General features: G+C 36.8%; 21 protein-coding genes and 1 riboswitch. Of the genes, 3 read left to right on the top strand and 18 right to left on the bottom strand.

Translation table 11 applies throughout. From position 1 onward, the window contains the following. Positions 1 to 111: 111 nt before the first annotated feature. Positions 112 to 1,920 carry a TonB-dependent receptor gene (locus tag ESZ48_RS09970; RefSeq protein WP_190246232.1) on the bottom strand — a complete coding sequence of 603 codons (1,809 nt, stop codon included), beginning with the start codon at positions 1,918 to 1,920 and terminating at the stop codon, positions 112 to 114. Then, a complete protein-coding gene (locus tag ESZ48_RS09965; protein ID WP_129017263.1) occupies positions 1,889 to 2,455 on the bottom strand; it encodes a GLPGLI family protein in 567 nt (188 codons plus the stop codon). The genes ESZ48_RS09970 and ESZ48_RS09965 overlap by 32 nt, the downstream gene beginning before the upstream one ends. Positions 2,456 to 3,547: 1,092 nt before the next feature. On the opposite strand from ESZ48_RS09965, the gene ESZ48_RS09960 reads away from it, so the two are divergent. After that, positions 3,548 to 4,243 carry an RluA family pseudouridine synthase gene (locus ESZ48_RS09960; RefSeq protein WP_129017262.1) on the top strand — a complete coding sequence of 232 codons (696 nt, stop codon included), beginning with the start codon at positions 3,548 to 3,550 and terminating at the stop codon, positions 4,241 to 4,243. A gap of 57 nt (positions 4,244 to 4,300) precedes the next feature. Here ESZ48_RS09960 and ESZ48_RS09955 read toward each other — a convergent pair whose 3' ends face one another. The 11 genes from ESZ48_RS09955 to ESZ48_RS09905 all read right to left on the bottom strand — a co-directional run bounded on the left by ESZ48_RS09955 (position 4,301) and on the right by ESZ48_RS09905 (position 13,831). Then, positions 4,301 to 5,161, bottom strand: a complete 861-nt coding sequence (locus tag ESZ48_RS09955) for a sensor histidine kinase (RefSeq protein ID WP_223266412.1) — start codon at positions 5,159 to 5,161, stop codon at positions 4,301 to 4,303. Next, positions 5,101 to 5,814 carry a hypothetical protein gene (locus tag ESZ48_RS09950; protein WP_129017261.1) on the bottom strand — a complete coding sequence of 238 codons (714 nt, stop codon included), beginning with the start codon at positions 5,812 to 5,814 and terminating at the stop codon, positions 5,101 to 5,103. Before ESZ48_RS09950 ends, ESZ48_RS09955 begins: the two co-directional genes overlap by 61 nt. A gap of 6 nt (positions 5,815 to 5,820) precedes the next feature. Continuing rightward, entirely contained in the window at positions 5,821 to 6,324 is a 504-nt protein-coding gene (locus ESZ48_RS09945; protein ID WP_129017260.1) for a hypothetical protein, read from the bottom strand. A 171-nt stretch (positions 6,325 to 6,495) separates the two neighbouring features. Continuing rightward, the gene (locus ESZ48_RS09940) at positions 6,496 to 7,347 is read right to left on the bottom strand and encodes a 5-oxoprolinase subunit C family protein (protein ID WP_129017259.1); all 852 of its coding nucleotides are present in this window, start codon (positions 7,345 to 7,347) and stop codon (positions 6,496 to 6,498) included. Further along, entirely contained in the window at positions 7,340 to 8,074 is a 735-nt protein-coding gene (gene pxpB / locus ESZ48_RS09935) for a 5-oxoprolinase subunit PxpB (RefSeq protein ID WP_190246231.1), read from the bottom strand. Before pxpB ends, ESZ48_RS09940 begins: the two co-directional genes overlap by 8 nt. A 4-nt stretch (positions 8,075 to 8,078) precedes the next feature. Then, positions 8,079 to 8,831: a 5-oxoprolinase subunit PxpA gene (pxpA, locus tag ESZ48_RS09930; protein ID WP_129017257.1), complete on the bottom strand. Its 753-nt coding sequence runs from the start codon at positions 8,829 to 8,831 to the stop codon at positions 8,079 to 8,081. Positions 8,832 to 8,957: 126 nt separating this feature from the next. After that, positions 8,958 to 10,184, bottom strand: coding sequence for an Nramp family divalent metal transporter (locus tag ESZ48_RS09925; RefSeq protein ID WP_129017256.1), 1,227 nt, complete (start codon positions 10,182 to 10,184; stop codon positions 8,958 to 8,960). Further along, entirely contained in the window at positions 10,177 to 11,298 is a 1,122-nt protein-coding gene (locus ESZ48_RS09920) for a DUF2891 domain-containing protein (RefSeq protein ID WP_129017255.1), read from the bottom strand. Before ESZ48_RS09920 ends, ESZ48_RS09925 begins: the two co-directional genes overlap by 8 nt. Before the next feature lie 94 nt (positions 11,299 to 11,392). Further along, complete coding sequence (locus ESZ48_RS19555; RefSeq protein WP_223266411.1) at positions 11,393 to 11,539, bottom strand: magnesium chelatase subunit ChlI family protein; 147 nt, start codon at positions 11,537 to 11,539, stop codon at positions 11,393 to 11,395. An 87-nt stretch (positions 11,540 to 11,626) separates the two neighbouring features. After that, positions 11,627 to 13,165 carry a YifB family Mg chelatase-like AAA ATPase gene (locus tag ESZ48_RS09910; RefSeq protein ID WP_129017254.1) on the bottom strand — a complete coding sequence of 513 codons (1,539 nt, stop codon included), beginning with the start codon at positions 13,163 to 13,165 and terminating at the stop codon, positions 11,627 to 11,629. Positions 13,166 to 13,456: 291 nt separating this feature from the next. Further along, on the bottom strand, positions 13,457 to 13,831 hold the full coding sequence (locus ESZ48_RS09905) for a hypothetical protein (RefSeq protein ID WP_129017253.1): 375 nt from the start codon (positions 13,829 to 13,831) through the stop codon (positions 13,457 to 13,459). Next, a riboswitch (SAM-I-IV-variant riboswitch) is annotated at positions 13,822 to 13,919 on the bottom strand. (Overlaps the previous gene by 10 nt.) Before the next feature lie 156 nt (positions 13,920 to 14,075). Here ESZ48_RS09905 and ESZ48_RS09900 point away from each other — a divergent pair. Then, positions 14,076 to 15,545, top strand: a complete 1,470-nt coding sequence (locus ESZ48_RS09900; RefSeq protein WP_129017252.1) for an SLC13 family permease — start codon at positions 14,076 to 14,078, stop codon at positions 15,543 to 15,545. A gap of 302 nt (positions 15,546 to 15,847) precedes the next feature. On the opposite strand, the gene ESZ48_RS09895 is transcribed toward ESZ48_RS09900, so the two are convergent. The 5 genes from ESZ48_RS09895 to ESZ48_RS09875 all read right to left on the bottom strand — a co-directional run bounded on the left by ESZ48_RS09895 (position 15,848) and on the right by ESZ48_RS09875 (position 21,768). After that, positions 15,848 to 16,810: a YheT family hydrolase gene (locus tag ESZ48_RS09895; protein ID WP_129017251.1), complete on the bottom strand. Its 963-nt coding sequence runs from the start codon at positions 16,808 to 16,810 to the stop codon at positions 15,848 to 15,850. A 68-nt stretch (positions 16,811 to 16,878) separates the two neighbouring features. Then, on the bottom strand, positions 16,879 to 18,501 hold the full coding sequence (gene ade, locus ESZ48_RS09890) for an adenine deaminase (protein ID WP_129017250.1): 1,623 nt from the start codon (positions 18,499 to 18,501) through the stop codon (positions 16,879 to 16,881). Beyond that, positions 18,502 to 19,812 (bottom strand): tRNA lysidine(34) synthetase TilS, encoded by a 1,311-nt coding sequence (gene tilS, locus ESZ48_RS09885; protein ID WP_129017249.1) that lies wholly within the window; start codon positions 19,810 to 19,812, stop codon positions 18,502 to 18,504. Continuing rightward, positions 19,812 to 20,447, bottom strand: coding sequence for a hypothetical protein (locus ESZ48_RS09880; RefSeq protein WP_129017248.1), 636 nt, complete (start codon positions 20,445 to 20,447; stop codon positions 19,812 to 19,814). The genes tilS and ESZ48_RS09880 overlap by 1 nt, the downstream gene beginning before the upstream one ends. Before the next feature lie 31 nt (positions 20,448 to 20,478). Further along, positions 20,479 to 21,768 (bottom strand): anthranilate synthase component I family protein, encoded by a 1,290-nt coding sequence (locus tag ESZ48_RS09875; protein WP_129017247.1) that lies wholly within the window; start codon positions 21,766 to 21,768, stop codon positions 20,479 to 20,481. An 81-nt stretch (positions 21,769 to 21,849) separates the two neighbouring features. Between ESZ48_RS09875 and ESZ48_RS09870 the strand changes: the two genes are divergently transcribed. Next, positions 21,850 to 22,740 (top strand): aldose 1-epimerase family protein, encoded by an 891-nt coding sequence (locus ESZ48_RS09870; RefSeq protein ID WP_129017246.1) that lies wholly within the window; start codon positions 21,850 to 21,852, stop codon positions 22,738 to 22,740. Positions 22,741 to 22,812 lie beyond the last annotated feature (72 nt).

Below are 22,812 nucleotides of genomic sequence, written 5' to 3'. Positions count from 1 at the left end.
TCCGTTGTCGAACTCCTTTAGGATCTTTGCGATCTGCTGTGGTGAAAATTTACTCTTTCTCATAATACTGTCTAAATTAAGATAATTATTCTACTTTTAAACAGTTCTGTTTTAGGGGGAGCTTACAGGATTTTGATCAGCCGTGTCCGTTTTATATTTTACGAAATTATAACCTGCTTTGGCATTTATTGATAGAACATAATTTTTATTGAATAAAAAATCATATTCTCGATAAACAAAAAAGTCGTTATTATTATATTTTATATTATTATAAAAATCAAAATCTTCACTCAGTAATTTAGACTCATCATTCAATATCTCACTAATCAATTTTTCATTTTTATTTAAGAACCCAAAATTCCATTGGCTTTTTGTGCTAATCAATTTTGAATTAAATCCAAAATGCCGTATCGGATTATTGTAAGATTGTGAAATCACTCCTTGGTTTTCAATAATAGGATTATTGGTTGCGTACACTTGCGGATTCTTATCTTGCAAGTAAAACATATTCAAACTAAATGTCGATTTTCTATTAATTCTGAAAGTCGTATTAAGTTGTTGGGATATAAAATAATCTTTAATGCTCAGATTTTCATTAAATTTATTTTGATCAATGGTCAAATCAATATGGGATTGTTGATTCGCATTATTGAAGATCCCGTTATATTCAATAAAGGATTTACTGCCATTAGCATTTTTTATATTTAGTTCCGCATTAAATTCTCGCATATTATTGTGAATAACTTTTGATTGGGAGATATCAAAAACGGGCGGGCTGTAATAGAAAGTTTTAAAGGCATTTTGTCTTTTTATAGCATCGTCCAATAAATAGAATATAGTACGCACATGAATATTGCTTTTAGGCTTTGTTAAAACATGCAGTGAATTAAAATAGGATCTATTGTCATTTAAATAAGATTCATTAATTACAGGGTTGGAAGCAACTCCATCTGTCGATATTATATTATCAGAGAAAGCTTGATATTTATCGAAATTGCCACTTCCTGAACGACGAAACATTGAGCCGTTAAGGTTATCGTTTGCACCTATACCGGTAGTATTAGTTTTACTAATTAAAAATGTTTTTAATTTCTTATCTAATTTAAAAAGTGTTAGACCTCCTATATAATTATTATCATTTCCATAACCAATGCTTCCTTTGCCATAAATTGCACCGGATCTCTCATCCTTTATAGAGATGTTTATTGCAATAGCTTCAGATTCAACAATGGCTCTTAAAACAGAGTTTTCATTAAAGTTATATATGATTTCTATCTCATCAACATCTTTTGCATCAATGTTTTTGGTAGCTATTTTATAGTTATTATCAAAAACATCATCACCACCAATAAGTACTTTATTTATACCCTTACCATTAACTTTTACGGTGCCATCAGTATCAATTTCGACGCCAGGCAAGTTTTTAAGCAAATCTTCTAGAACTTCATTTGTTTTATCTAAAAAGTTAGCTGCTTTAAATACAATCGTGTCTTTTTTTATTCTTACCGGTTGACTACCTTGAATTACTACTTCATCTAATTTGGTTATATAGGATGACATGATTACTTTATAACCGTACTCTGAAGTATTTTCATCAACCTTTACTATAATATCATCCGTGCTGTATGCCAGAGATCTAAATTTTAAAACATATTGACTTTTCTGAGGAAGTAGTTCAAAAAGAAATTGGCCATCATTTTTAGTCCTAAAATCAGAAACATACCTTTCGTCATTATCAAATAAAACAACGGTAACTATATCTAATGGCTGAGAAAGAGAATCTTGGACGACGCCAAAAATCTTTATAGGTTCTTGACTATATATAGCGTTAAAAGAGAATAACAATATAATTAGTTTAAGACCAATTGAAGAATATTTATTACGGATGTTAATCCTTTTTTTCTTTAATTGATTTCTCATAATTACCATATTCAATCTCATTGTATTGATTAAGCCACTTTATTTGTTCTGTAGTGTATTCAAAGTTATTATAAGCTAGAGGATTAGATTGTCTCATCTGACCTGTGGCAATCATCGCCATTTGATTTTCAACATAACTAATATATAATCTAAAACTTTCATTTAGATACTCTTCCAATGTCAAAACTTCTTTAGCGTTTGGTAGAGAATAATCTACTTTTTTGTCGGCATGTTCTTGTATACTGGAAAAGGTAATATTTATTAAGTCCTTATCATCATGTATCTCCAATATTAAACCTGGCAATCCATGGAATTTCCATGGGCCTGCTGGCACAGGTATTTCATAGGTAAACCAAGCCTCATAATTACGTCCCCTAAAATTTTTTGTAGTTGCTTTATAACAAATGAATTTACCTATATTTTTTGTCTCATTTGTAATTTGCCAATTAAAATCAATATCCTTTTCTTTAACCGTCACTTCGTATTTTGAATTTAAAAGTTCCCGAGAAGTTAATTCCTTAGTATTGAAATTCAAATAAAACTTATTTCCAACTTCATCAAAGTCCCTGAAAAATTGTACTCCTGTTACTCTCCCAGTCCTATCTCCAACTTTTTTTTAAAAAACCTGTAACTCCTTCAATGTACATATTGTTATAAATAAAAAGACTTGTGCTATCATTATAAAACAACCTTGATTTATAGGGTATTCCATCGGTATAATTATATAAATTCACTTCAAATGTATAAGTTACCAGGCTCAAGTCCTTATTCTCCTGAGAATAACAAATTGAAGAGAATAAAAAAATATATAAGAAAATTTTGCTCATATTATCGTATTAAATTAAAAACTATTTTGTCTATAATCAATTGTTAAGCTTAGTCTTCTATAGGTCTTATTATATTTGGTCTTGTACACCCTGGCGAATTCTCAAACACATCATTCGCAAATTCATTAAACTCGGCCTCTACTACACCAACCATGTGTAGTGCCGTTAGCCGCACAATTAGGACCGCCGTTTATTGTATAGGACTAATTACATCCTTTTACCATGTCACTTTTCAAATTTTCACTAGAAGTAAATTAGAAAATTCCCAATGTGCAAATAAATGCAAATATTATTTTTTTCATAATTCTTTGTTTTATAAGCTAAAATAGACAAAATAGTTATATTACTTGCAATCTATATATATACAAGTCAAACAATTAGGAATCTCTTTAACAAATAGTTAACATTATAGAAATCACACTTTGTGAAAATTTATTATAATGAAACGAGCTTCAATAAACTATTTGTTATTTTTACAATTCTATATATCAGACGCAGTCGCATAATTTGTTAAAACGATTATAGATTTTTTTGTAAAATAATTAAAGGATTGGCAGTTCACCGTTGGCCGTGTTCCCGCCTTCGCAAAAGCTACCCGCCTTCACTAAAGCTACGGACGGGCAGGCGGACGGGCAGGCAGTTATCAGTGAGTAAAATTTAAAAGGATAATTAGTGCTCAAAGAAAATCAGTGCAAACCTGCCTGTCGGCAGGCAGGTCATAAAAGATCAGCGTCGTCAGCGTTCCATTGCTGCTTAATCGTTCGTGCCAATTAATGAAATTAGTGTCAAAAAAATAATCCGTGTCAAAAATCCTCTCCAATAAAGATAATCTCCAAGTTATTTACGAAGACAATCACATCATCATTGTCAACAAACGTGCGGGTGATATTGTACAAGGTGACAAAACTGGAGACAAGCCCTTGAGTGAAGTGGTTAAATCCTATATCAAGGAAAAATACAACAAGCCTGGAAATGTGTATTTAGGAGTGGCACACCGATTGGATAGACCAACCACAGGCGTCATTGTGTTCGCCAAAACAAGCAAAGCCTTACCGCGGCTCAATAAAATATTTGCTGAGAAGGATGCTAAAAAAATCTATTGGGCTTTAGTAAAACAAATGCCTCCCAAAACGGAAGATACACTCATCCATTGGTTAAAGAAGAATCCGAAAAACAACAAATCGACAGCGCATAGTAAAGAAATTTCCGAGGGAAAAAAAGCCATTCTTCATTATAAGATTCTGAAAAAATTAGATCATTATTACTTATTGGAAATTCAATTGGAAACTGGACGGCACCATCAAATTCGTTCGCAACTCTCAAGCATAGGCTGTCCTATAAAAGGCGATTTAAAATATGGTTTTGACCGAAGCAATCCTGACGCCAGCATCAGTTTGCACGCGCGTGGCTTGTCGTTTATCCATCCCGTTTCTAATGAGAAAATTCATGTGGTAGCACCTTTACCTGAAGATCCACTTTGGAATGCCTGCCTTTAACGTATTTAAGAATGATGATAGACTGCTTTGCTGAAAGAAAAAAGACTTAATAGTTTATTATAGTTCATTGACTTTCAACTTGCGCTTTGTAATTGGATAATGAATCTCGAGTTGTGTGCCATCATTGGGCTGAGACAATAAGCTGAAGGTTGATTCCGTAAGCTCTGCCCTATTCTTCATATTCAACAAACCAGAACTATCCTTGACGTCATTTAAAACAAACCCATTCCCATCATCAGTGGCTTTAATAATTAATAAGTCATTTTGAGTGGAATCCAACGAAATTTTTAGTGTTTTAGCTCTTGAATGTTTTACGGTATTTGAAATGAATTCCTGTAAAATTCGGAATAAGATAATGCCATCCTTATGATTCTCAAACGGTATAATATCCCCAATAACAATAAATTCCGAGGTAATCAATTTCAGTCGGTTAAGACGCGAAATCTCCGCATTTATCGATTTCTCAAACCCTCTATTTTGTATCACATCAGTATTTAAAGACTTTGACAAAGTTCTGATTTCACTCAAGCTTTCCTTGATTATTTTTTGTGTCTCCACGAATGGTTCTTTTATATCCTCGCCAATCTTGACCCCCAACATTCCCATTTGCATGCTAGCTAGTGACAGCAACTGACCTATATTATCATGAAGTTCCTGACCTAAATATTTAAGTGTTTGTTCCTGGATCTCCTCACTAGTTTTCGCTACAGTGTCCTCAAATTCCTTCTGTTGCTTTATTTTCTCTAAAAGCAACTTGTTCTTTCGCTTTTGGAAGGCAATAAAAAAGGTAATGACCATAATAGACAATAGTAGAATCACTAAAGTCATATATCCAATCAAGGCGAATTCCTCCTTATTTATCGTCTTCTCCTGTACAGTGGATATAAAAAAGCAAAAGTGAAACTTGAGTAAGTACATATATTTATGAATAGTAAGAGTATCGTCCTAAACCTAACAAATTCAGAGTTAATGGATTTAAAATAGCCATCAAAAATAAATAATGGGATGATGCAAAGATACCAAAGCAGCAACGTAATACTTATATAAAAAGAAGGCAGTTTATAATAATCAAGAATTTTATCGCTGTTGATCAATTGCAGGAAATACAACAACACATACAAACAAATAATAGAAACACTAATAAAGAAGTGATAAGGCAAGGTTGTTTGAAAAAAAGCATCGGTTAATGTGAAATATAGGATTGAAAATAGACTGAAAGCTCCCAGAGTTGACAACACAGTAATCCTTGCTTTAAAATTGGTCATTAAGTTATAATAAAAAATACTTATGAACCCAATGCCCAAATAGGCATAAATGTTATAAAGCCAAGTATTATTGCTAAACACACTGTTTTTGATGGCAATAAACCAGCCATAGTCATAATCATAGTCCATGAGATAGGTGTATCTTCCTACAATTTCAAAACCAACTGTGAGCCACAAATAATACACAAAGACCCTCAGCAAGCTATTATTTACTTTTCTGAGATAATAACTTCCTGCCAAAGCCGCTAGCAATTCGAACAAAATGGTGATAATACCACCATAATTTATTAAAAAATCCGTCAACATTAAGCGCTATTGAGGATAGTTCGCACGAGGTGGATACCCGTGATTTCCAAAATCCAATCCTCCTCCTCCAGGAATGTCGCCTCCACCTGTTTGCATAGAAAAATTAAACAGTGACGCCGTGGCTTTATTAGGCTTGCCTGTAGGAACAAAAAATAGGGTCGTATAACCCGCTTCTCCGTTTTCATTAGGATGAGCACCTAGATAAATGCGAACGCCATCCATAGTATAACCTAATTCTTTAGCTTCATTTTCAGCATAATTAAGATAATTTCTGACTTGGCTCAATTCATACCATGACGATCGGTTATCCCCACCATCTCTTTTTACTAGGGAATCACTGATCAATTGATGTCTTGGGTTGTAAGCTTGATCTAAAGCTTTAATTTGATTTGGAGAAATGAGTCCTTTAGGCGCAGCAATCTTCGATTCTGCATTGGGTTGGCTACAATAGAAATACATGGCAAAAGCGCCAATGATAATTCCAAAAATGAGCATGACGAAGTTTTTCATAATGGGTTGGTTTTTAGTTGAAGCAATGAAATTATAGAAAATTTAGAGATAAGTTGGCAAAATACTTATGAAATTAATAAATCAGGCTTCTAAAATTCTAAAAAATACCATGAGAAGACTTCAATATCAAAGAAACTCAAATAACCTATAAACGTCATTTCTATCGAAAAATTAAGCAGTCAAAACATCAAATCGAAATGTTTGTCCAGAGATTTTTTGGGACAATCGGTTTATGGCCATTTCGGAAAGTTGCAATATTCTTGGATAGCCTCCAGTGGTCTGACAATCCCGCATCAGCACCATCAATTGACCTGAAGGCGTCAGCTGCACAGTACCTGGCGAAACAGGCGCCGTTATAATGGGTTCCAATGAATTTTCAAAACGCTCATCCAATTGATAGGCCATCCGATTGCTATCTTTTGAAATCGTAAATTCTGTAGTAAATATCTTGTTTTGATGATCAGTATTAAGTATTTCAAAATCAACACCTTTAAAAACCTCAATCCCAAAGGATTCTAAATGTGCTTGCGGCGTTTTTAAAATGGCGTTTGACCTTTTAATAGGAATCGGAACTTGCGACACTTTTATAAAATCGCCAGTTATTAAACGTTGTTGCTCAGTTATGGATTTATAGAAACTTCTACTTTCCATGACCTTTTCTGATAAAAATCCGCCATATACCGCCACATAGCCTCTGCAACCCAATTTTCTTGATCCAAAAGAAAGGATATCGTTCTTTCTTACGATAATGTACACATTGTTGTCAACGGGTTTCTCATTGATTTGGGCTTGACTTTCCATTCCTGTGATACAAATGGCAGTATCACTGTGAAATTTAAGTCTCGGTGCAATCAAAGTGAACTCCAGCAAGGCAGCATCTTCTTGATTTCCTAAAACTGCGTTGGCCAGTTTTGCCGAATAATGATCCATAGCTCCAGAAATTGGAACCCCAAATTCCTGATAGCCAAATCGCCCTAAATCTTGGATGCTGTCATACAGTCCGGCTTTTAAGATTTCAACCATCAAGTACCTCACTTTCTATTTTATAAGTTCCATTTTCAACTTGAGATAAAATTTCTCGATAGGTTTCAACATCGACAGAGATAAACTGAACATTATCTCCAGCACTTGCAAAACACGGGGAATCTGATTTGCGATTAAAAAACGAAATGGGCGAATTTCCGATGATATTCCAACCTCCTGGACTTGCATTAGGATAAATTCCTGTCTGTTCGCCACCAATGCCCACCGCACCCTTTTCAATATGTTGCCGTGGACTTTTCTTTCGTGGCATAAACAAGTTCTTATCCAAACCTCCTAAGTATAAAAACCCCGGAAGAAACCCTATGAAATAGACTTTATAAATAGTTTTGGAATGCAAGTGGATAATTTCTGGGATCAACAGTTTTTTTTCTATGGACATCTCCTCCAAATCCAAAGCAAAACTCAGATCATAACAGACGGGGATTTTCCAGGTTTTTTGGATTTGTATTTCTAAATCCTGTCTTGAATTATAATTAGACTTTAACGACGTAATTTTAGCTTCAATATTAGATATTTGAAACTTATAAGTAATTAAAATAGAACAATATGCGCTTGTTATTTGAATAATTGATTCACTTTCATTTTTTAATAAATAATTTTTGAATAATAATATATCCTTCAGGATTTCAGGTGCAATGTATTGTGGCCACTCCACTAAAATAGAGGTCTCCGAAAATCGCGAATATGTCAATTGAAAACTCTTCAAAATTTTATAGAATCTGGATTCCTTTTTTAATTAATTCTGCTGTCAGGATTTGCAAATGCTGTTCAGCTTGGGGATGATCACCATGAATACATATCGTGTCTGCTTTAATGTCTTTATCACTACCATTGATGGTCTTCACTTTTTGATGTTGTAGCATATAAAGAACATGTTCAGTTAATTCAGCTCCATCCTCGATAAGTGCGTTTGGCTGCGATCTTGACACCAAAGTTAGATCGTCATTATAATTCCTATCGGCGAAAACCTCATAAAGAACCGTTATCCCATTCCTTTCTGCCATTTTAGCGATAATCGAACCGTATGGCGCATATAATTTGACGGACTTGTCATAGTCCTTCATCAGTAAAACAACCACTTCAGCATAAGTTTTATCTGTGTTTGCAAGATTATAGAGCGCACCATGAGGTTTGATATGATGCAAAACTGCGTTTTCAGTTTTTAAAACTTTGATGAGATCATTTACTTGAGCTTTTAGGGAGGTCAACAAGTCCTCAAGAGAAATGTCCATTTGAAGTCTTCCGAAATTTTCTTTATCTGGAAATGATGGATGCGCTCCGATTTTGACCTTGTGTTGTTTGGCCAATTTCACAACGGATGTCATCGTTTTCTCATTTCCTGCATGGCCGCCACAAGCAATATTGCAAGAGGATAAGAACGGCATAAGCTGGGCTTCATTATTGAGACCTTCGCCTACATCGGCATTGATATCTATGGATGTTATGAGGTTTTCTTTGGACATGTATTTCTAATAGTTTTGAGATTTATCTTTCCGTAGACAAGTAAGGTTGAGACTGCTGGTTAACGCTGATTTTTTCAGACACAAATTTACAATTCATTGCGCCTTTGCGCCTGCTGCGAGAAAATTTTATAATAATCCAAACACCATCAATATACTCTTTGCTCCCAAAAACACAGCAACGCCTACAATAATATAACCAATGATATTTTGAATTACGGTATTCTTATACTTTCCTAAAATACTGGATTTATTCATCACCCACAATAAAAATGCTGCGATAATCGGCAACAATAAACCATTGGTGATTTGTGCAAATTTGATGATTTCAATAGACTTAAAGCCGATGGAAGAAAACAAAACTCCCAACCCCAAAATAAACATCCAAACCGCTCTAAACTGTTTAGATTTCATGCTCGTTGACCAACCTAAACATCCGGTCGCTACATAAGCCGCGGCCAGCGGTGCGGTAATGGCACTTGTAATCCCAGCTGCAAAGAGACCAATCGCCAAGAAATATTTAGCAAAACGCCCGAATAAAGGTTCCAAGCCTTTAGCCAGATCGGCTGCACTGGAAATGTTTTGTGTGTCAATGGCCGCCGCTGAAATAATGATCGACATGGACACAATGCCACCCAGAACTACAGCTATTATCGTGTCCTTTCTTGCATATTTTAAATCGGATTCATGATGCCACTTTTCTTTTACCAGCGAGGCATGTAGAAACAAATTATACGGCACCACTGTGGTTCCAATCAATCCAATAATAGTGAGTAGGTTGTCTTCGGAAACTTGAGGGATAAATAGGCCGTTGAAAATTGCCGAAAGATCCGGCTGTGTGATCATCGCGGTCACTAAAAAAGAAATACTCATCAAAATGACCAACGTCACTAAAATCCGCTCCAAAACCTTGTAATTCCCCACATAAAGCACTGAAAATGCAATAATTCCGACAACTACACTCAACACATTCAGATCAAAACCTGCTAGCTCTACCGTAGGATTACCGAAAATAGTTTCCATTCCCAAAACACCGCCGCTAATATTTCCAGCTTCGTAGGCTGCATTGCCAATAACAATTGCGGAGAGAATCAAGAGGATGGTGAGTCCTCTCAAAATCGGATTTTTAATTTCCGATCGTATCACTTCCGAAAGGCCCTTTTGACTAATGAGCCCAAGTCGCGCCGACATTTCTTGAAGAACTACCGTCGCTATGATGGACAAGCCCATGGCCCAAAGCAAAGCAAATCCGAAGTTGACCCCCGCTAAAGTGCAAATAGTTACTGTCCCAGGACCTATAAAAGCTGCGGCAACTAAAGGACCAGGACCAATATTCTTAAACCAGTTTTTAATCACGTGCTGCAGTATTTAGCGCATATATGGCAAAACTACCCAACCAGTGTCCGCCTTCATAACTATCGCCAACAATACTTGGCAAGGAATACGTTATGTGTGCGTTCGCAATGTTTTTAAGATGTGCATATTCTGGAAGATCTCTAGAAATCTCATATAAACTCCATGCTCTCGAAAAATTGACCCCATCGAGATGCACCAACTTTCCATCGGTTCTGTCGCTTACTTTTCCCGTTTCCAATGCAAAGTTTTTATCTTTTAACTGAGGAAGAAAATCCGATAACCATGTTTTAAATTCCTCTGTAGGAAGCACGCGTTTCATCAAAGCAGCTTCTTCCAAACAAGGCGACAAGAAATCAAAACCACTTGGTTCCCAGGTTAAAGGGCAACTTGCGTCTTTTAAATAAAAATCTTTTGATCGTTGCACGATCAAGGATTTTAGGGTTTCATTCCCAATGGTATGCGCATAATCATAAGCAAATGACAATCCGAAAGCCGTATTGGAATGCTCCCCAACGCGAATTGGATAATTGAGCTTTGGTAAAAATTCAATGTATTTTTCAACCATCAAATCAGTTAGAGGCTGTAAGTTAGATTCTAATTCCCTTGCTAACGGCGCATCCCAGGTATGCAGTTCTTCAGCGAGCTTCAATACCCAAGCCCAACCATAAGTACGCTCATAAGTGGCATTGTGCTTTTCAAAAAAGTAATTGACCTCGGTTTGAATATTTTCTTTGGACATGTTTTGCAACAACATCTGCTCAATGTCTGTATTTTTGTTGAGCTCTGGAAACTGTTTCAACAAACTGACCAAGCTCCAATGTCCATGGACTGAGGAATGCCAGTCAAAACAGCCATAAAACGCAGGATGAAGTGTTTTAGGGGATTTTAAATCCTCGCCACTTCCGATGGTTTGATTGAGTTTGTTAGGATATTCAACTTGCACGCAATTAATGGGAAGTTCTGCCAAACGATTGGCTTCTTCCAAATGTAAGATTGGCGCTTCAACTAGTATGATTTCTGATGCTTGCTCAGCTTTAGGCTGTTCTTTTTCTTTGGAATTATTACAGGCGAAAAGGAGGAGGATTGGGATTGCGAATCTTAATGATTTGATCATGATGGGAATGTTAATTTTTATAAAAATTCAAATTGTCTTTTTAAATATGAGATTTCTGCCTCTACTTCGACAAGCTCTGCAAACACGCAGGAATTTAGCCAAGCCACCCTTCCTTATCCAAAAATCGATTTTGTATAGCTTCACTGATATGGCCACCTTTCAAATGGTCAACACCTTCTAAGTCAGCGATAGTTCTAGAAACTTTTAAAATCCGAATATTGGATCGATCCCAAAGATTCAAATTTAGGGTTTTGATGATAGGTAAGCGATTTTTTTTTATGGAATTAAAATTGTCTTTTAAACATGAGATTCCTGCCTTCGCAGGAATTTATCCAAGCCACCCTTCCCTATCCAAACTTCGATATTGAATAGCTTCACTAATATGGGCACCTTTTAAATCTTCAACACCTTCCAAATCGGCGATGGTTCTTGAAACTTTTAAAATACGGTCATAAGCTCTTGCGGACAAATTTAAACGTTCCATAGCAGTTTTTAAAAGATTTTTTGACGCGTCGTCCATAATGCAATGCTGGCGAATTTGCTTACTACTCATCTGTGCATTGTAATGGACGTTTTCATTCGCTTCAAAGCGTTTGGTCTGTCGCTCTCTTGCGGATGTCACGCGTTTTCTGATCTCTATGGAAGATTCGCCTTTACGTTCATCCGATAGTTTCTCAAAAGGAACAGGCGTCACTTCAATATGAATGTCGATACGGTCCAAAAGAGGTCCAGAGATTTTACTTAAATAACGTTGCATTTCTGCGGGCGATGACGTTACTGGCGCGTTTGGATCATTGAAATACCCACCCGGACTCGGATTCATGCTCGCTACCAACATAAATGACGATGGATAAGTAACTGTAAATTTCGCTCGTGAAATGGTCACCTCTCGATCTTCCAAAGGCTGGCGCATGACTTCCAGAACATCCCGTTTGAATTCTGGCAATTCATCCAAAAACAGAACGCCATTATGAGATAAGGAAATCTCTCCCGGTTGTGGGTAGCTTCCGCCGCCGACAAGCGCAACATTCGAAATTGTGTGATGCGGGCTTCTGAACGGTCGCTGCGACATCAAACCCGTGTTATCCTTGACACGTCCCGCCACAGAGTGAATTTTGGTGGTTTCTAAAGCTTCACGCATGGTCATGGGTGGCAAAATACTGGGCAATCGCTTTGCCAACATCGTTTTTCCTGCGCCTGGTGGTCCAATCAAAATAATATTATGTCCGCCTGCAGCAGCAATTTCCATACACCGTTTGATAGATTCCTGACCTTTCACATCAGAAAAATCAAATTCTGGAAAATCTAAATTTTTGTAGAATTCTTCCTGAACATTAATAATTGTACGCTCTAAGGGTTCGTTTTTATCGAAAAAATTGATGACTTGCGCAATATTTTCAACGCCATAAACTTCAAGATCAGAAACAATGGCAGCTTCCTTCGCATTTTGCAAAGGCAGAATAAAACCTTTATAACCTTCTTCCTGTGCTTTAATTGCTATGGGCAGGGATCCCTTAATTGGTTGCAAATTTCCGTCCAAGGACAATTCACCCATAATTAAATAGTCCTCTAAATTCTCAGCTTGGATTTGACCGGTTGCCGCTAAAATTCCGATAGCCAAAGTCAAATCATAACTTGAGCCTTCCTTGCGTAAATCGGCGGGAGACATATTGATAATGATCTTTTTGCCTGGAATTTTATAACCATTATTTTGAAGTGCTGCGGCAATTCGGAAATTACTTTCCTTGATGGCATTGTCCGGAAGGCCAACCAAATGATAACCAACACCATTATCGACATTCACTTCTACGGTGATTGTTGTGGCCTCAACGCCAAAAACGGCACTTCCAAAAACTTTTTTCAGCATAATGTATTGGTTTTGTTAAATGTAGGAAGAATGCCCTTAACTTCAAAGGAGAAAGTTTGAGAGAAAATTTGTTAATAGATTCTTAGTTGAGATAACGGATAAAACTCCATTTAGCAAAACCTTTAAACATTATCTGGTTGATGAAAATGTTGGTGGAAAACACCAACATTGGCAAAATATCATGGGGTTTTTAAAAATTTGTAGCAACTAAATTGAATACTATATTTGATTACAAAACAACTCCTAGTTAGAAACTATTTGACATCACTGATTTGATCTCATTCATAACTGTTATATTCTTTTATCAATCCTATGTTTTTTTATCTCAATTTTCCGCAATTCTAAATTGCTGACCATAGAAACAGCTCTGGTTGCAAAAGCACCAGCACAGTCATAATACAATAAGGCATAGGGCTGTTTCTCTTTCAATCGCTGTGATTCGAAATAGGTGTAATTCTGATGGTCGCCAGTACTGGGATTTTGAAAAATCAAAAACGCTGGAATTCCCTTGACACGCTCATCATATAAATCTTCTACATCAAAGACAAAGTTTGTAGTTAGTTCCTTAAAATTGATACTGTAAAACACTAAATCCTCATCTAAACAGATTTTTAGTGTGCTATTGTTTGAAAATAAACGTTTAAATAAAGTGCGGATTTTTGACATATTTTTCCTTTGTAAAGGCTCATTGTTAAACCACCTTCGCCTGTATTGGCAGGTTGGCACATTCAATGGAATGTTCATAATGATGCTTCAAATATAGCGATATTAAGAGCGTGTTTCAAAATTGAAACTCTAATGAGTTAGGAGACCATAAGTTTATTGAGAATCTCAATAATCTAATAACTCACAATTAATTTTAATCAGAAATCTCAAAAAAAACATATCTTAGTTTCCTTAACTAAACTTTATGAGCAACCTAAAACGCATTGGCTTCCTCTTGGGCCCATTATCTTTCATCTTGATATTAATGTTTTTCAAACCTGAGGGGCTTTCGGAAGAAGCCAGAGCTGTATTGGCGTCCACCGCATGGGTAGCGATTTGGTGGATTACGGAAGCCATCCCTATTGCAGTGACCGCATTGTTGCCCATTGTTCTTTTTCCCCTATCTGGTGGATTGGATCTGAGCACTACAACGGCATCTTTCGGACATAAATATATTTTCTTATATATTGGCGGGTTTATTATTGCCATTGCCATTGAAAAATGGAACCTCCATAGGCGAATTGCTCTAAATATTATTAATTTCATCGGCTCTGACATTAAAAAGATCATCCTTGGTTTTATGGTGGCCACGGCTTTTCTGAGCATGTGGATTTCCAATACCGCAACTGCTGTCATGATGTTACCGATTGGCATTGCCATCATCACACAACTTAAGGACAACCCGAATACCATTGAAAACGAAACGAATTTATTTGGAAAGGCTTTGATGCTTGCTATTGCCTACAGTGCTTCCATTGGTGGAATTGCCACATTGATTGGCACACCTCCAAACTTGGTGTTGGCTGGAGTGGTCTCTAATATTTATGATTATGAAATCTCATTCTTGCAGTGGTTCATGTTTGGGTTTCCAATTTCGGTAGTGCTCCTTTTTATTTGTTGGAAATATTTAACCTCTTACGCCTTCAATTTTAAGCAGAAGGAATTCCCTGGAGGCAAATCAGAAATCAAACGATTAATGACGTTGCTTGGCAAAATAAGTTACGAAGAAAAAATGGTGGCCGTTGTTTTTGGTACGACGGCCTTCTTTTGGATCACGCGATCGTTACTATTTAATAAATTGATTCCAAAATTAGATGATACCATTATTGCGATAATTTTTGCCATTGTCCTTTTTCTTATCCCTGCAAAAAATAAAAATCAAAACTTGATGACCTGGGAGGATGCTGTAAAACTTCCTTGGGGGATTCTCTTGCTATTTGGTGGTGGCTTGGCGATTGCCAGCGGATTTGAATCGAGTGGATTAGCCGTTTGGATAGGCAATCAAATGACTACGTTTGCTGGTTTATCTACCATTATTCTTATTCTATTACTGATTGCAGCGATCAATTTTTTAACGGAAATCACATCTAATACGGCTACTACCGCCATGTTGCTGCCTGTTTTGGCACCAATGGCTATAATTGTAGATATTCATCCTTTTATTCTGATGGTTGGCGCTGCAGTTGCTGCGTCCTGTGCGTTTATGTTACCCGTCGCGACACCTCCCAATGCGGTGGTTTTTGGATCGGGATATTTACGGATTCCAGATATGGTAAGTAAAGGTTTTGTGATGAACGTAATATCCATTGTGATCTTGACCTTGTTTGTGTATTTCTTGTTACCGATGCTCTGGGATTTGACGGTGGAAGGTTTTCCGGATGAATTGAGACGGTAGAATGGAACGCTGACCTGCCCGTCCGTTCAGGCGGGGGCGCTGATATAACTGATCATCACTGATTTTTTTTGTGGATAAAACCTTAACAATGTTGTCTAAAAATTTCCTCGCGACTTAAAGCCTTTGCGTCTTCGCTACTTTGCGAGAAAAGAACGCTGAGGACGCTGATTGAGCTGATATTCGCTGATAATTTTTCTTTAAACTAAAAGTCCTTACTTTGTGGAACTTCGTGCTCCTTTGCGGAACTTCGTGTAACAACCTCCTTATAAGCATCTTAACTCAGACTTTAAGTTGATCCTTAATTATTTTGTGTTTTTCGTCACAAACTCCAAAGCTCTTTTTTCATTGTAATACACGCCACCACGCTGTATAAATCCGACGTGACCACCATACTTTGGCATTTCCAAATAGAGATTGGGGTTGTTCTTGGCAGCTTTTACCGGGAAACATTCTGGGGTTAAAAACGAATCGTTGAGTGCGTTTATAATTAAGGATGGCACTTTTATATTAGGCAAAAACTGGAGACAGCTGCTTTTTTCATAATAATCCAAAGCGTTTTTGAATCCGTGGGCTCTTGAGGTGTATATCTCGTCAAAATCGTTTAAGGTTTTTATAGAATCTACTTCCGCTTCTGATATTTGCTCTGGAAATTGGCTTTGCTTCACCCTTAAACTATTGACCAATCTCTTTTTAAATCGGTCGTGGAAAGGTTTGTTTATAAAACTGTGCAATCGCTTTGCTGAATGCTGTAAACTACAAGGGACTGAAATTCCAATACAGGCTTTTATTTGCGAAGGCACATCATCGCGCTCTCCTAAGTATTTCAAGGCTAAATTCCCACCCAAGCTGATGCCATATAAATAGATTTCAGCATATTTTTTATCTTTAATAGCGTGCATGATGATGGCATGTAAATCTTCCGTTGCCCCAGAATGGTAGGCGTAATACTTCCGGTTGGGTTCGCCGCTGCAGCCTCTAAAATTAACACTGATGGCATCAATCCCATTCTTGTTGAATAATTTTGCCGTTCCCGTGAGATAAGGACGCTGAGCGTGACCTTCCAATCCACTGAGTAGAATAATAACCTTATCAGATTTCTGTTGGGCATAGCTCCAATCTAAATCGATGAAATCGCCGTCTGCCAACTCCAAACGTTCTCGCTTTTGTTCTAAATTGACTTTTCTGAACAATCCAGAATAGACTGTAGCGATAAAACTTTTACGGAAATAAAAAGGTGGTTTGAATGTGGAATCGAGAATGGGCATTTTTTAGTTGTATGTTATTGAATATTACACAGAGTTACGCGGAGAAAACACAGAGATACGCAGAGTTTTTAATCAACTTGGAGGTCGGTAAATTTGAAATCTTTTCCATTGAATAAACCTTTATCGCTGAGTTTTAATGCGGGAATCACTAAGAGAGCCATAAAAGACAAGGTCATATAAGGTGCTTTTAAAGTACTGCCCAGTTCTTTCGCCATGCGATCGAGTTCAGCATAGTGTTTTCCTATGGTTTCGCCATCTTGATCGCTCATAATACCGGCAACTGGTAATGGTAAGATTTGTTCGACTGAATCAGAAACGGCACAAATACCGCCTTTGTTTTCGATGAGCAAATTGACTGCTTTACAAATTGCCTCGTCTGAAGCACCAACCGCGATAATATTGTGGGAATCATGCCCGACAGAACTTGCAATAGCGCCAGTTTTCAATCCGAAGTTTTTGATAAATGCAATCGCCGGCGGTTGATCTTGATAGCGATTGACAACCGTCATTTTCAGAATATCATTGTCCACGTTTGAAACCAAATTCCCGTCCTTAATAGAACTATTTACGAAAATTTCATTGGTCACCAATTGACCTTCCATGGCTTCAATCACGCGAATATTTTTAGCATTGGATGCCAATCTGAAATCGCTGATTTCTTTTTTAGAGGTATTAAAATTATTAAGATTTTTAAAGGAAACTTTCTCAATTAGAGAAATCCCATTATCAAAAACTAACTGACCATCACTATAGGTTTGCAAAGTTTTGAATGCTTTTAAATCCTCAACCACAATTAAATCTGCGGGATCTCCAACTTTTAAGGTCCCAACATCCAAATCATAATGTTCTACGGGATTGATGCATGCCACCTGTAAAATCTTAAAGATATCCATGTCTTTTGCAACCGCTCTCGCACACAGGTTATTAATGTGATGTAATAGTAAGTCGTCCGGATGTTTATCATCACTGCAGAACATTATATGTTCATAATGCTCTGGCAATAAATCAATCAAATCTTCAAAGTTTTTGGCAGCACTACCCTCTCTGATCAGGATTTTCATGCCTTTTTGAAGTTTTTCTAGACCTTCTTCATAAGTCACGCACTCATGATCTGTAGTAATTCCTGCATTGATGTATTTAGTAATGTCATCTCCCAAAACTCCTGGTGCGTGACCGTCCACGGGTTTGTTAAAATGTTTCGCCCATTCAATTTTCTTCATCACTTCAGGATCATCAAATATAACTCCCGGATAATTCATTAGTTCCGCCAAGTATTTGATCTCTGGATTTTCGAGAAGCTTTTTAACTCCTTCAGAATCGATAATTGCTCCTGCCGATTCAAATTCTGTAGCTGGAACACATGAAGGCGCTCCGAAATTGAATTTGAAGGGCACTTTTTTTCCATTATCAATCATAAATTCGACACCTTCAATGCCGAGCACATTTGCTATTTCATGCGGATCAGAAACCGTTGCTACAGTACCATGTTTGACAGCTAAACGAGCAAATTCGCTGGGTACCAACATGGAGCTTTCAATATGGATATGTGCATCTATAAAACCCGGAAGAATATAATGGTTGATCTCATGATCTTTTTCTTCAATACTCCGGATTTTTCCGTTTTGTATCGTAATTTCTCCTCTGAAAATCCGTCTGTTGTATATATCGACTATTTGTCCTTGTAACTTCATTTAGTGTACTTCTATTTTTAAAATAGTTGTGGTGTTATCTGTGACTTTGAATCGCTCATCGGGACGTCTTCCAATAATCCAAACCACATCTTCGCCAGAAAACAGAATCCAAACATTCTCTTTATCAATTAAGGAGAGTTTTTCATCTTTAAAATATTTACTCAATTTCTTTTTGCCCTTCATTCCAAGAGGATAAAACAAGTCGCCTTCCTGCCACTTTCTTATGGATAAAGGATATTTAAGTTGATCGGCATCTGTATAGATCGTATTTTTTGATGTTTCTGAAATGGCATCAACTTCATCAAAAGTCAACCTGCCAAAAGATGTTGTGATTTCTTTATCCTCTTTTTGAACAGAAATTAAATGTTTTTCAGATACCGAATCCAATTCGCACAACAACAAAAACTCGCGATCTTTCAACAATCTGTGGGTTGCTGAAAAAACTTGTTTTCCTGATTGCGCGTTCAATAAATTGACGACATCGTCCCAAGAGGTAAAATTAAAATCTTTTAGGAGTTGATAAAGATATGCCTTGGGATTGGACAGCTTTTTCAATTTCTTGATATCCAATTTGATCTGATCGTTATCTACCGTGACTAACTTCTTCTGAATTTTTACGACGGCATCGTCTATGAGATCCTGACTGTCTTGCAGATTGGAAATCGTCGTTTGAAAATTTTGAAGCAACCGAGGATTCATTTCCTTTAATGTCGGTATAACATCATGTCGCAATTTGTTCCTCAGATATTTTGTTGACGCATTACTGGCATCTTCGCGCCATTCAATGTGTTCCTTTTGTGCGTAGGTTTCCAATGTTTCTCTTGAAAAAGACAACAACGGTCTCACAATCTTATCGGATACTTCAGGAATTCCAGTTAAACCTTCCAAACCGGTTCCTCGTGTCAAATTGATCAAAAACGTTTCGAGGTTATCATCGGCATGATGCGCGGTGAGAATATAATCAAAATCCAATTGCTCTGCCAATTCAAAAAACCAATTATAGCGGAGTTCACGTGCCGCCATCTGAATGGAAATTCCCTGTTCTTTGGCATAGATTTCCGTTTCAAAACTTTCTATAAAAACATCCAATTCCAGATCGTCTGCCAATGCTAAAACAAATTCCTCATCGGCATCACTTTCAGCAGCCCTCAAATTAAAATTACAGTGTGCCAAGGACACCTTTAACTTTAATTGATGACATAAGTACGTCAAAACAACACTGTCCAAGCCTCCAGAAATAGCCAAGAGCAATCGGCTGCCGTGGAGCATGTCTAATTTCTCATCAAGATGTTTCTGGAAAGTTTGTAGCATTATTCAAATTTTATAGTGTCGAGCATTTTATAAAGTTCTTGCTGATCTTCAGCATTATCATAAGAAAGTACCATTGAAATGGCAAAACCATTCCGTAAGGTTACAAAATAGTCTTGCGTTAAATTATAATCTTGATTAAAGATTTCCATACCTATAAATTGTTTGCCTCCAATAGTTTTAGTGTAGGGTTCTTTTTTATAAATCAGAGTGAGTGAGGTTTGGTCAAGAAGTTGACGTGCTGACATTATATAATCTCTTGGAGTTTTTACATTTGGAAAACTCTGTAAGTTTTCAGCATTGATGATCAATGAAGCATTACCACCCGTAACGGATCCAACTGGAAACTTAAAAATTGAAAATAAATCGGCTACATTAACTTGAGATGCCTGCAACGTGCTTTTTAAATTTTGATTATCTCCAGCCATAGTATTTCGGCTGTTTTCACTCATTTGTTGCATTTCCTCTTTTGTCTGAACACTCCATTGGTCGTTAAATGCCAATTCGAAATTGAAGAATTTGTTGTCATAAACCCCGCTTTCTATTTTACCATAATCGAAGTTTTCAGGAATTTTAACCTCGTCCTTACAAGACGATAATAATAACACAACACAAAAACTCAGGATGATTTTTTTCATAAATTTAAAATATACTTAATAATAAATGTAGCTAATTTTCAAGCACTTGACGCATGGCTTTCGCCTTTATCAAACACTCTTCATATTCTTTTAAAGGATCACTTTTTGCAGTAATGGCGCCACCTACGGAGTAGGATACATAATGATTTTGTGCGTTATATAGGATACTTCTGATGACGACGTTAAAATCAAAATCACCTGTCGCACTAAAATAACCAATGGCGCCAGAATAGAGGCCACGTTTGGTTTCCTCAAGATCTTCAATAATTTTCATTGCAGAAATTTTCGGCGCACCTGTCATGCTTCCCATGGGGAACGTGGATCTAATAATTGTAACAGGAGGTGTTTTTTCTCCAACCACAGATGTAATGGTCGAAATCAATTGATGCACCTGCTCAAAAGTATAAACTTCACACAATTCTTCAACTGTAACACTGCCCTTAATGGCTGTTTGTGAGAGATCATTACGTACCAAATCCACAATCATGATATTTTCACTGCGTTCCTTTTGATTGCTTTTGAGCTCCTCCTTGAGTCGCTCATCCTCTATTGAATCTAACGAACGCTCAGCAGTTCCTTTTATAGGTTGCGAAATCACTATAGGGCCCTCTTTTTTCAAATAACGCTCAGGAGATGCTGATAATGCATAATAATGTCGATTTTTAAAAAACGTAGCAAAAGGCGCTTTTGAAATGCTATTCAATTTTTGATAGGTTTCCAACGGATCAATTTGGGTGTCTTCAGCATAAAACTCTTGGCAAAAATTGGCTTCGTAAATATCGCCTCTATGTATGTGTGCCAACATCTTATTGACTTTTTCAAAATATTGATCCTTAGTCAATCTTAGTTTTATGTTGATTTTTTCTGAACTAAGTTCAACTTTATTCTTCGTCCATTCCTCTATTTCCTTAAGATCAGACTCAAATTCGTCATCCACCATTTTCAAGTAGTGCATTTCAACAACATCCTCTTTAATCAGAAAGATTTTCTTCGGTTGAAAAAAGAATAACTCCGGAAAGTTTAAGCCGTCAAAGTGGTTGGAGTGTAGGTTTTCGAGATCATTTTTTAAATCGTAAGTCAAATAGCCAAAGATCCAATCCTTGGTCACGCTTTGATACTCGTGCAGTTTATCAAATGCCTGATGACAATCTGTAGTGATCCCGGTAAACGCATCCACAGCCAAAATCGCATCATATCTATTATGTTTTTGAGCATGCTTATTGGAATCCAACCAAACAACTTCCTCAAATTGCTGGCTCCATTGCAAAAGCTGGGTCTTGAAATTAGGGGATTGGATGGTATAGGTGTGCTGTGTTCTCAAGGCTTAATTTTCCGAGGTAAAGTTAATGAGATTCTACAAACTAATTAAGAACTTTGTACTTTAGTTAAAAATATCAAGACCATGTTTATCTTAAAGAATTCACTTTTAGAAATAGCCATCCATCCTGTAGGCGCAGAATTGCAAAAAATTTCAGCCATAAAAAATAACTTGGAATTTATGTGGGATGGCAATCCGGAAATTTGGAGTGGGCATGCGCCCAATTTATTTCCTATTGTTGGCGAATTAAAGGAAGGTATATTTACTTATGAAAACAAATCCTATCACTTATCAAGACATGGGTTTGCAAGACGTAGCGATGCTTTTGTGGTAGCTGATCAAAGCGAAAATAACCTAAGTCTTAAATTGACATATTCCGAAGCGACACTGCTCACCTATCCTTTTAAATTTGAGTTTTTGGTGAATTATTCCTTGTTACAAAATCAGATTAAAATCACCTATACAGTTAAGAATATAGATGACAAAACCATTTGTTTTTCAGTAGGCGGACATCCTGCCTTTAAATGCCCTGTATATCCTGAGGAAACTTATGAGGATTATAGTTTGAAATTTGAACATCCAGAAACCTCGCCAACACATTTGTTGAATCTAAGCACAGGACTTTTCACATCAGAAACTGAAGCTGTTTTTAAAACACCGGATACGATTCCGCTACACGCCCATTTGTTCGACAAAGACGCACTTGTTTTTAAGGATTTAAAATCGAAAAAAGTTGCATTAATTAGCAAAAATCATGGTGAAATTTTAAATTTCGATTTCGCTGAGTTTCCATATTTAGGAATTTGGGCAAAACCAAATGCTAATTTTGTTTGTATTGAACCATGGCAAGGTTTGGCTGATTCTGAGGATAGCGATCACGTCTTAAAGGATAAAGAAGGCATTGTGGCCTTAGCCAAAAACAAGACCTATAGCGCTTCTTACAGCATTGAAATACACGAAAGGCATTTAGTATAAGTTGATTATTAGTTTTAACTTTGCAGCCTGTAAGGATTAGTTGAGGAGTTTGAGTTTCGAACCTAATCACTT

Origin of the sequence: Gelidibacter gilvus, assembly GCF_004115975.1 — a bacterium.
GTDB classification, from domain to species: Bacteria; Bacteroidota; Bacteroidia; order Flavobacteriales; family Flavobacteriaceae; genus Gelidibacter; species Gelidibacter gilvus.
The sequence above is the reverse complement of the archived record's forward strand: the minus strand, read 5'-3'. Positions and strand labels throughout refer to the sequence as shown.